General features: G+C 69.8%; 11 protein-coding genes and 1 pseudogene. 2 read left to right on the plus strand and 10 right to left on the minus strand.

The window, feature by feature from the left end; translation table 11 throughout:
- Positions 1–2: 2 nt before the first annotated feature.
- The 9 genes from H537_RS0109605 to argB all read right to left on the minus strand — a co-directional run bounded on the left by H537_RS0109605 (position 3) and on the right by argB (position 5,756).
- The gene (locus tag H537_RS0109605; protein ID WP_051242267.1) at positions 3–401 is read right to left on the minus strand and encodes a DUF4870 family protein; all 399 of its coding nucleotides are present in this window, start codon (positions 399–401) and stop codon (positions 3–5) included.
- A gap of 27 nt (positions 402–428) precedes the next feature.
- Positions 429–779: a phosphoribosyl-ATP diphosphatase gene (locus tag H537_RS0109610; protein WP_028997750.1), complete on the minus strand. Its 351-nt coding sequence runs from the start codon at positions 777–779 to the stop codon at positions 429–431.
- On the minus strand, positions 776–1,171 hold the full coding sequence (hisI, locus tag H537_RS0109615) for a phosphoribosyl-AMP cyclohydrolase (RefSeq protein WP_028997751.1): 396 nt from the start codon (positions 1,169–1,171) through the stop codon (positions 776–778). Before hisI ends, H537_RS0109610 begins: the two co-directional genes overlap by 4 nt.
- Positions 1,172–1,184: 13 nt before the next feature.
- Positions 1,185–1,661, minus strand: a complete 477-nt coding sequence (locus tag H537_RS0109620) for an NUDIX domain-containing protein (protein ID WP_028997752.1) — start codon at positions 1,659–1,661, stop codon at positions 1,185–1,187.
- Positions 1,654–2,583 (minus strand): ATP-binding protein, encoded by a 930-nt coding sequence (locus H537_RS0109625; protein WP_028997753.1) that lies wholly within the window; start codon positions 2,581–2,583, stop codon positions 1,654–1,656. Before H537_RS0109625 ends, H537_RS0109620 begins: the two co-directional genes overlap by 8 nt.
- Before the next feature lie 88 nt (positions 2,584–2,671).
- On the minus strand, positions 2,672–3,328 hold the full coding sequence (gene pdeM / locus H537_RS0109630; RefSeq protein ID WP_028997754.1) for a ligase-associated DNA damage response endonuclease PdeM: 657 nt from the start codon (positions 3,326–3,328) through the stop codon (positions 2,672–2,674).
- Positions 3,329–3,347: 19 nt separating this feature from the next.
- Positions 3,348–3,989 carry a nucleoid occlusion factor SlmA gene (gene slmA, locus H537_RS0109635; RefSeq protein WP_028997755.1) on the minus strand — a complete coding sequence of 214 codons (642 nt, stop codon included), beginning with the start codon at positions 3,987–3,989 and terminating at the stop codon, positions 3,348–3,350.
- A gap of 163 nt (positions 3,990–4,152) precedes the next feature.
- Positions 4,153–4,845: a pyrimidine 5'-nucleotidase gene (locus tag H537_RS0109640; RefSeq protein WP_051242271.1), complete on the minus strand. Its 693-nt coding sequence runs from the start codon at positions 4,843–4,845 to the stop codon at positions 4,153–4,155.
- Positions 4,845–5,756, minus strand: coding sequence for an acetylglutamate kinase (gene argB / locus H537_RS0109645; RefSeq protein WP_028997757.1), 912 nt, complete (start codon positions 5,754–5,756; stop codon positions 4,845–4,847). The genes H537_RS0109640 and argB overlap by 1 nt, the downstream gene beginning before the upstream one ends.
- Positions 5,757–5,986: 230 nt before the next feature.
- Between argB and H537_RS0109650 the strand changes: the two genes are divergently transcribed.
- Both H537_RS0109650 and H537_RS0109655 read left to right on the plus strand, forming a co-directional pair.
- Positions 5,987–6,496 carry a DUF411 domain-containing protein gene (locus H537_RS0109650; RefSeq protein WP_028997758.1) on the plus strand — a complete coding sequence of 170 codons (510 nt, stop codon included), beginning with the start codon at positions 5,987–5,989 and terminating at the stop codon, positions 6,494–6,496.
- Positions 6,497–6,578: 82 nt separating this feature from the next.
- Positions 6,579–7,643 (plus strand): cation diffusion facilitator family transporter, encoded by a 1,065-nt coding sequence (locus tag H537_RS0109655; protein WP_028997759.1) that lies wholly within the window; start codon positions 6,579–6,581, stop codon positions 7,641–7,643.
- Between the two features lie 510 nt (positions 7,644–8,153).
- Here H537_RS0109655 and H537_RS54350 read toward each other — a convergent pair.
- Positions 8,154–8,511, minus strand: a pseudogene (locus H537_RS54350) (IS701 family transposase); the annotation flags it as partial.

Genomic DNA, 8,511 nt, shown 5'->3' on the forward strand with positions numbered 1-8,511 from the left:
CGTTATTCGGGCATGGGACGGCGCTCGTTGAGGGCGAGCCAGCCGCGCACGACGCGGTAGATGAACCAGACGGAAATCACGCCCCAGGCGATCCAGCCGGGGATGAAGAACAGCAGCCACAGCGGCGCCGTCACCAGGTACAGCCCGGCGGCCCACAGCACGCTGCGGATGCGCCAGGCGAAGTGCGACTGCTGCCAGCTGCCCTGCGCGTCGTCCTTCTTCACCAGGTCCAGGATGAAGGCCGCCACCAGCAGCAGCACGCTGGGCTGGAAGGCTGGCAGCACCGCGCCCACCGCCACGATGGCGTGCAGCGCGTAGCTGATGTGGCCGATGGTGCGCAGGTGCTGGTCGCGCTCCCAGTCGGGCACGTTGTCGGGCGGCAGCACCGGCGGCAGGGCCATGGCGGTTCCTCTTTAGGGTTGCGGGCCTCAGCCCTTGCGCTGGGCGAACTCCTCCAGCCCCGACAGCCCCTCGCGCCGCGCCAGCTCGGCCAGCACGTCGGACGGGCGCAGGCCGAACTGCGCCAGCGCCACCAGGCTGTGGAACCACAGGTCCGCCACCTCGTAGACGACCTTGTCGCGGGCGCCGTCCTTGGCCGCCATCACGACCTCGACCGCCTCCTCGCCCACCTTCTTCAGCACCGCGTCCAGGCCCTTGGCCGAGAGCTTGGCGACGTAGCTCTTGGCCGGGTCGCCGCCGTTGGCCGGCAGCCGCGACTCGATCACCTCGGCCAGCCGCGCCAGCACGGCGTCGCCGAATTGCGCTTGGTTCTCGCTCATTTGTAGATGCTCTCCGGGTCCTTGAGCACCGGGTCCACGGCGCTCCAGGCGCCGCTGTCCTGGTCCAGCCGGCGGTAGAAGCAGGAATGGCGCCCGGTGTGGCAGGCGATGCCGGGCTCGTGCCCGCGCTGCGTCACCTTCAGCAGCACCACGTCGGCGTCGCAGTCGAGCCGGATCTCGTGCACCTGCTGCACGTGCCCCGACTCCTCGCCCTTGTGCCACAGCCGCCCGCGCGAGCGGCTCCAGTACACCGCCTCGCCGCGCTGCAGCGTCAGCGCCAGCGACTCGCGGTTCATCCACGCGAACATCAGCACGTCGCCGCTGGACGCTTCCTGCGCGATCGCGGGCACGAGACCGTCGCGGTCCCACTTCACTTCATCCAGCCAATCCATCGTTTCAGTGTACTCAGTCGATATGGGTGGTCCCGGCGTGCCCGCGCTCCTGCGCGAACCACTGCAGGACGGGAATGGTGCCCGGCAGCACCGGCCGGACCTGCACCGGCAACGTCTGCCACGCCATCTGCTGCGCCTCGCGCATCTGGAACTCGCCCGTCCAGTCGTAGACCTTGCAGAAGTGCAGCCGCACCAGCGCGTGCGGGTAGTCGAACATCTCCACGTGCCAGCGCCGCACGCTGGCCACATCGATGTCGATCCCCAGCTCCTCGTGCAGTTCCCGCCGCAGCGCCTCTTCGACGCTCTCGCCAGCTTCGAGCTTGCCGCCGGGGAACTCCCAGTGCCCGGCGTAGACCTTCCCCTCGGGCCGGCTGGTGAGCAGGAAGCGCCCTTCCCGGCCCTCACCGTCGCGCTCGATCAGCACGCCCACCGCTACCTCCACCGGCGTGCAGCCCTCCGGCAGCTGCGTGATGCGCCGCGCCTCAGACATGGTCCAGCCCCTGCGGCGGCTCCTCGTCGGCCACCGCCGGCGGCGGCGCCAGGTCGTCCCCGTGCGCGCGCCCGGCCCAGTCGCGCGCGAACTGGTAGGCCACGCGCCCCGAGCGCGAGCCGCGCTCCAGCGCCCACACCAGCGAGGCCTTCTGCGCCGGCGCGATCCGATCCTCCGGCACCTCCAGGTTGCGCAGCCACTGCGCCACGATCGCCTGGTACTCGCCCTGGCTGAACGGGTAGAAGCTCACCCACAGCCCGAAGCGCTCGGACAGGGAGATCTTCTCCTCCACCACCTCGCCCGGATGCACCTCGCCGTCGGCGGTGTGCGTGTAGCTGAGGTTCTCCTTCATGTACTCGGGCAGCAGGTGCCGGCGGTTGCTGGTGGCGTAGATCAGCACGTTGTCGCTGGCCTGCGCCACGGAGCCGTCCAGGATCGACTTCAGCGCCTTGTAGCCCGGCTCGCCCTCGTCGAAGCTCAGGTCGTCGCAGAACACGATGAAGCGCTCCGGGCGCTCCGCCACCAGCTCCACCAGATCGGGCAGGTCGACCATGTCGGCCTTGTCCACCTCGATCAGCCGCAGCCCCTGCGGCGCGAACTCGTTGAGGCAGGCCTTCACCAGCGAGCTCTTGCCCGTGCCGCGCGCGCCGGTGAGCAGCGCGTTGTTGGCGGGCTTGCCGGCCACGAACTGCGCCGTGTTGCGCAGCAGCTTCTCCTTCTGCGGCTCGACCTCCTTGAGGTCCGACAGGCGGATGCCCGCCACGTGCCGCACCGGCTCCAGCACACCGGCGCCGCGGCGGCGGCGGTAGCGGAACGCCACCGAGGCGCCCCAGTCCGGCGCGGCCAGCGGCTGCGGCAACACCGCCTCCAGACGGCTCAACAGCGCCTCGGCGCGCGCGATCAGGGAATCGAAATCAGGCATGGCAGGCAGATGAACCGGGGGGGTGCGCGAAAAGCTGCGCAGTGTAGCCAGCGCGGTACCGCCCTCCGCCGGGGTCGGACGCGGCCCGCTACACGCGCCGCACCGACTCACCCGCCACGGCGAACACCTCGTCCGCCCGGCCCGGCCGCACCGGATACATGCCGGTGAAGGCGCCGAAGGCCGGCAGCACGCCCACGTCCGGCCCGAAGTGGAAGCAAGGCAGCCGCAGCCGGTCGAAGCCGCGCCCGACGGTGATGCACGGATGCAGGTGCCCCGCCAGCACGTAGGCGCCGGGCAGCGCCCGCGGGTGGTGGCACAGCGCCAGCCCGCCCAGGCGCAGCGGCTCGTCCACCACCTCGATGCCCAGCGCCGCCGGCGGGTCGCCGGCGCGGTCGTCGTGGTTGCCGCGCACCAGCACGATCTGCAGCGCCGCCCGCGCCGCGCGCCAGGCGGCGAGCGACGCCAGCGTGTCCGGCGCGTCGTGGGCATGCGCCGAGTGCAGGAAGTCGCCCAGCACCAGCAGCCGCCGGGCGCCATGGCGCTCGATCAGCCCGGAGAGCAGGTCCAGGTTGCGCCCCGTGGTGCCCTGCGGCACCGGCACGCCGAGCTGCCTGAAGCTGGCGGCCTTGCCGAAGTGCGCGTCCGCCACCAGCAGCGCCTGCTGCGCCGGCCACCACAGCGCGCGCTCGGCGAGCAGCTGCAGCCGCTCGCCGCCGCGTTCGATCCAGGTTTCGCCGCCGTTCATGGCGGCGATGGTGCCGCCTTCAGCGCAGCACCAGGGCCAGCACCTCGTCCAGGTGCTCGGTGGGCGGGCGGTTGAAGCCCGAGCGCGTGAAGCGCTGCAGCCGCCCCAGCGCGAAGGCGCACAGCACGGACGCCTGCACCTGCGCGTCGCCCGTGGGCGACTCGGCGCCCGAGGCCTGTGCCGCCTGGCGCAGGCACTGGCGCAGGTGGCTTTCCAGCCGGTCGAAGAAGGCGTTCATGCGCGTGTTGAGCCGCTCGTCCTCGTGCGCCAGCCCGTCGCCGGCCATCAGCCGCGCCATGCCCGGGTTGTGCTCCGCGAACTGCAGCAGCGCCGCCAGCGAGCGCTGCGCCTGCTCCGTGCCGGGCATCTCGCGCTCGGCAATCTGGTTCAGCGAGGTGAAGACGCTGGTCTCGATGAAGTCGATCAGCGCCTCCAGCATCTGCGCCTTGCTCACGAAGTGCCGGTACAGCGCCGCCTCGCTGATCTCCAGCCGCGCCGCCAGCGCCGCGGTGGTGACGCGCTCGCTGCCGGGCTGCTCCAGCATGGCGCCCAGCGCCTGCAGGATCTGGGTGCGCCGCTCGCCGGGCCTCAGGCGTCGCCGCGCCGTCAGGTTCAGAGGAATGACGTCGGGCTCTCCGGCGGCTGCACTCAGGTCGGACATGGAAGGCCCCCTTGGTTGGTAATAACTACGGGAATCTTGCGACGCTTTGCCGCCGGCGGCCGGCTTCGCGGCCCATCCGATCGGCGGATTGCCGCCAAGTCGATTGCGTATTACGGCAGTTTCCGCCGAAATGCTTCCACCTGACGATAACCCCTTTGCATGCCTAGCGGCACAGGGTAGCCAGTCGCCGTACCCGCCGATCCACGTAGGGAGGCCTTGACGAGCAGCGCAGCCCGGCGCGGTGCGCCCAGCGCTGCATCCAGACCGTGCGCATGCCGATGCGCCGCGCGCCCTTCTGGTGCTCCAGCGTGTCCTCCACCAGCGCGCACTGGCGCGGCGCCAGGCGCAGCCGCACGCAGATGCGCTGGAGCATCCGGGGGTCGGGCTTGGGCCGCCAGTGGCCGAAGACGCGCATGTCCTCGATGGAGAACACGCCGTCGAACACATCGAGGAAGCCGAGCTGCCGCAGCACCCGCAGCGCGTAGGCGCGGGGCGCATTGGTCAGGATGTACTTGCGCCCCGGCAGCCGGCGCAGCGCCGCCACGTCGTGCGCGTGGCAGCGCAGGCGCTCCTCCAGTCCGGGCAGCAGGTGCGTCTGGTGCAGGAAGTGCGCGGGCTGAACGTTGTGGTGGCGGATCAGCCCCAGCAGCGTGGCGCCGTAGCGCTGCCAGTAGCGTCGGCGCAGGGCGTCGGCCTGCGCCGGCTCCAGGGCCAGCTCCTGGGCGATGTAGTCGGTCATCGCCGGGCTGAGCACGCCGAAGACGGCGCTGGAGGCGTCGTGCAGCGTGTTGTCCAGGTCGAACAGCCAGGCCCGCACGGCGGGGCGCCGGGCCGGGCCGCTCGACTTTTCCGCCATCAGTGCGAGCGGATCATGGTGCCGTAGGCCTGGTCGGTCAGGATCTCCAGCAGCATGGCGTGCGGCACGCGGCCGTCGATGATGTGCACGGCATTGACGCCGTTCTTGGCTGCGTCCAGCGCCGAGGCGATCTTGGGCAGCATGCCGCCGGAGATGGTGCCGTCGGCGAAGAGCTCGTCGATGCGCTTGGCCGTGAGGTCGGTCAGCAGCTGGCCTTCCTTGTCCAGCACGCCCTTGATGTTGGTGAGCAGCACCAGCTTCTCGGCGCGCAGCACCTCGGCGAGCTTGCCGGCCACCAGGTCGGCGTTGATGTTGTAGGACTCGTTGTCCTTGCCGAAGCCGATGGGGCTGATGACGGGGATGAACTGGTCGTCCTGCAGCGCCTTGACCACGCTGGGGTCGATGCTCTCGATCTCGCCGACCTGGCCCACGTCGTGGAGCTTCTCGGGGTCGTTGAGGTCCACCATCTTGAGCTTGCGCGCGCGGATCATCCCGCCGTCGCGGCCCGTGAGGCCTACGGCCTTGCCGCCGGCGGCGTTGATCAGGCCCACGATGTCCTGCTGCACCTGGCCGGCGAGCACCCACTCGACGACTTCCATCGTCTCCTCGTCGGTCACGCGCATGCCCTGGATGAACTGGCCCTTCTTGCCCACGCGCGTCAGGGCCTCGTCGATCTGCGGACCGCCGCCGTGCACCACCACCGGGTTCAGGCCGACCAGCTTGAGCAGCACCACGTCCTCGGCGAAGTCCTGCTGCAGCGCCGGATCCGTCATGGCGTTGCCGCCGTACTTGATGACGATGGTCTTGCCGTGGAACTGGCGGATGTAGGGCAGCGCCTGGGCCAGGATTTCGGCCTTCTCGCGCGGGGCCACATGCGACAGGTCGGGGGTGCTCGGGTCGGGAGTGCTCATGGGAGTACGGTGCTGGAGGGTCCGGAAGGAAGCCCGGAAAGTCCGGAGGAAGGCGCCGGGGCGGCGTCAGGCGGCGCGCATTGTAGGTGGGGAACTTCAAGCCTCCGCGCGGGGTCTTGACGTGGACGCGCAACGTGCCTCCCGCATTGAGGCAAGCTCCGCGCCCGGCGCCCACGGCGTCTGGCATCGCTCAAGAACCGCCGCCCAAGCGGCATCGACACGGCCCCCGCATGAAGTCCCAGCCCAAGCCTTTCCCCTTCGCCGACCGCCGCCGCCTGCTGCAGGCCACGGGCCTGTTCGTCCTGGCGGCCTGTGCCGCGCCCCGGGTGCGCGCCGCCTCCCCGGCCGCGGACGCCACCCGGGTGCAGATGTGGAAGTCGCCCACCTGTGGCTGCTGCAAGGACTGGGTGGCGCACATGGAGGGCGCCGGCTTCAAGCTGCAGGTCTTCGAGATGGAGGACCCCGGCGTGCAGCGCGGCAAGCTGGGCCTGAATGCCCAGTACGGCTCCTGCCACACCGCGCTGGTGGAGGGCTACGTGCTGGAGGGCCACGTGCCCGCCGCCGACGTGCGGCGCCTGCTGCGCGAGCGCCCGGCCGCGCTGGGCCTGGCGGTGCCGGGCATGGTGGTGGGCTCGCCCGGCATGGACGGCCCGGCCTACGGCGGCCAGCGCGACCGCTTCGACGTGCTGCTGGTGCAGCGCGACGGCGCCAGCCGCGTCTGGGCCACGCACAACGCCTGATCCCTCACGCCCTGGGACGGCTGCGCGCGAGGCGCAAGCCGCCCCTGCCGGCGCGGACATGCCCTCCCCCTACGATCGGGGGATGCAACCGCACGTCCACGACCTCACCCCCTTCCACCACAGCCACGACTGGCAGGACGCCGGCGCCGAGGGCCGCTCGCGCGCGCTGCGCGCCGTCACGATCCTGACCCTGGTCACCATGGTGGTGGAGCTGCTGGCCGGCGCCTGGAGCGGCTCGCTGGCGCTGCTGGCCGACGGCGCGCACATGGGCACGCACGCGCTGGCGCTGGGCGGCGCGCTGCTGGCGACGCGGCTGGCGCAGCGGGCGCACCGCAACGAGCGCTACGCCTTCGGCGGCTGGAAGATCGAAGTGCTGGCCGCCTACACCAGCGGCCTGATGCTGCTGGCCGTCTCGGCCTGGCTGGTGATCGACGCCGTGCGCGTGCTGCTCGACCCGCACCCCATCGCCTACGGCGAGGCGATGGTGGTGGCGGTGGTCGGCCTGATCGTGAACCTGGGCAGCGCCTGGCTGCTGCACCGCGGCGCCTCGGGCGGCGCGGCGCACGGCCACCACGGCCATGACGACGACCACGACGACCATGCGCACCACGGCCACGGCCACGGCCATTCGCACGGGCACCACCACGGCCATGGGCATGGACACGCTCATGGCCATGGCCATGGACACCAACACCACGACCACAACTTCAACGCCGCCTACCTGCACGTGGTCGCCGACGCGCTGACCTCGGTGCTGGCGATTGCCGCTTTAGGCGGCGGCCTGCTCTACGGCTGGCGCTGGCTGGACCCGCTGGTGGCGGTGCTGGGCGCCGTCGTCATCACGCGCTGGGCCATGGGCGTGCTGAAGGTCTCTGCCCACGCCCTGGTGGACGCCACCGCCTCCACCGAGCTACGCGCCCAGGTGCGCCAGGCGATCGAAAGCGACGGCGACGCCCAGCTGGCCGACCTGCACGTGTGGCAGGTGGGGCCGGACGCGTGGTCGGTCGTGGCCTCCGTCGTGGCCGACGAGCCGCTGGCGCCGGCGCAGTACCGGCAACGCCTGGAGCACCTGCAGTCGCTGCGGCATGTGACGGTGGAGGTGCATCGATGCGGGGGGTGTGGGTTGGGGAGCCGGCCGGGCGTGTGAGGCCTGCCGAGCGAAGGCCCGGCATTCACTGACTCCTTCAGGCCGTCCCGGGCGCCGCAATCGAGCGGACGCGGTACGCATCCCGCCAGTCCAGACGCTTCGCACCCTGCTCCGTCATCCCGGCGCTGGCCGGGATCCACGCGGATCGAGGCGGTGGCGTGGCAGGTGCCAGCACGCGGAAACACCGGCCGAGGTATGGATTCAATACCGGCTACAGAAAGCGGCTTTACCTGTAGCAAAAAAATTTCCGTGCACCGGGAAGCGTGAAATGCATCATACATTGCTTGAGCCAGCAAGATAAGGTCGAACTTACTATTCAGGAGAAATCGACAGATTACACCTTGCGACCAGGCTTTTCATTTGCGGAGTTTAACGCAACAAACCCATAGGACTTCATACTGAAGCTAGCCCAAGACATTGGCTGACCTTAGGCCCAGGATTCTGGGCGTTGCAAACGCTTCACGAGCATCATCATGCGCAGAATTAAAATCATCAAAACAGAATTAGGACTTACGCAACGAGCACCATCCGCACCGCCGGGCTGCGCAGCTCGGCTCTTAGATAGTTGGACAGCATCTCGCGTTTGAGCTGATAGAGTGTTTTCCCGACCTGTCGCGCCTGAGCTGCCAAGCAATCCCAAACCAGCACGGCACAAGCAATATGGTTGCGCTGCATCCGGCCGCGCCGGCACTGGCATTTTTCCGCTCCAGTGAGCTGCTTGAATTCGCGATGAAACTGCTCAATCTTCCAACGCATGCCGCACGCTTCTTGTGTTGCATCCGTGGAATCCTGAGATAGATCGTTGGTCACGATCCAATCGATGCGGTGGGTGGACACCGGCACACGAAAGAGCTTCACCCGATGCTCA

The organism is Azohydromonas australica DSM 1124 (assembly GCF_000430725.1).
GTDB classification, from domain to species: Bacteria; Pseudomonadota; Gammaproteobacteria; order Burkholderiales; family Burkholderiaceae_C; genus Azohydromonas; species Azohydromonas australica.

Bases quoted from the DNA above. Each gene is read 5' to 3' on its own strand.
- pdeM (WP_028997754.1), bottom strand. From the start codon at position 3,328: ATGAACGGCGGCGAAACCTGGATCGAACGCGGCGGCGAGCGGCTGCAG.
- H537_RS0109650 (WP_028997758.1), top strand. From the start codon at position 5,987: ATGAAGTCCCAGCCCAAGCCTTTCCCCTTCGCCGACCGCCGCCGCCTG.
- H537_RS0109610 (WP_028997750.1), bottom strand. From the start codon at position 779: ATGAGCGAGAACCAAGCGCAATTCGGCGACGCCGTGCTGGCGCGGCTG.
- hisI (WP_028997751.1), bottom strand. From the start codon at position 1,171: ATGGATTGGCTGGATGAAGTGAAGTGGGACCGCGACGGTCTCGTGCCC.
- argB (WP_028997757.1), bottom strand. From the start codon at position 5,756: ATGAGCACTCCCGACCCGAGCACCCCCGACCTGTCGCATGTGGCCCCG.
- H537_RS0109640 (WP_051242271.1), bottom strand. From the start codon at position 4,845: ATGGCGGAAAAGTCGAGCGGCCCGGCCCGGCGCCCCGCCGTGCGGGCC.
- H537_RS0109625 (WP_028997753.1), bottom strand. From the start codon at position 2,583: ATGCCTGATTTCGATTCCCTGATCGCGCGCGCCGAGGCGCTGTTGAGC.
- H537_RS0109655 (WP_028997759.1), top strand. From the start codon at position 6,579: ATGCAACCGCACGTCCACGACCTCACCCCCTTCCACCACAGCCACGAC.
- H537_RS0109605 (WP_051242267.1), bottom strand. From the start codon at position 401: ATGGCCCTGCCGCCGGTGCTGCCGCCCGACAACGTGCCCGACTGGGAG.
- slmA (WP_028997755.1), bottom strand. From the start codon at position 3,989: ATGTCCGACCTGAGTGCAGCCGCCGGAGAGCCCGACGTCATTCCTCTG.
- H537_RS0109620 (WP_028997752.1), bottom strand. From the start codon at position 1,661: ATGTCTGAGGCGCGGCGCATCACGCAGCTGCCGGAGGGCTGCACGCCG.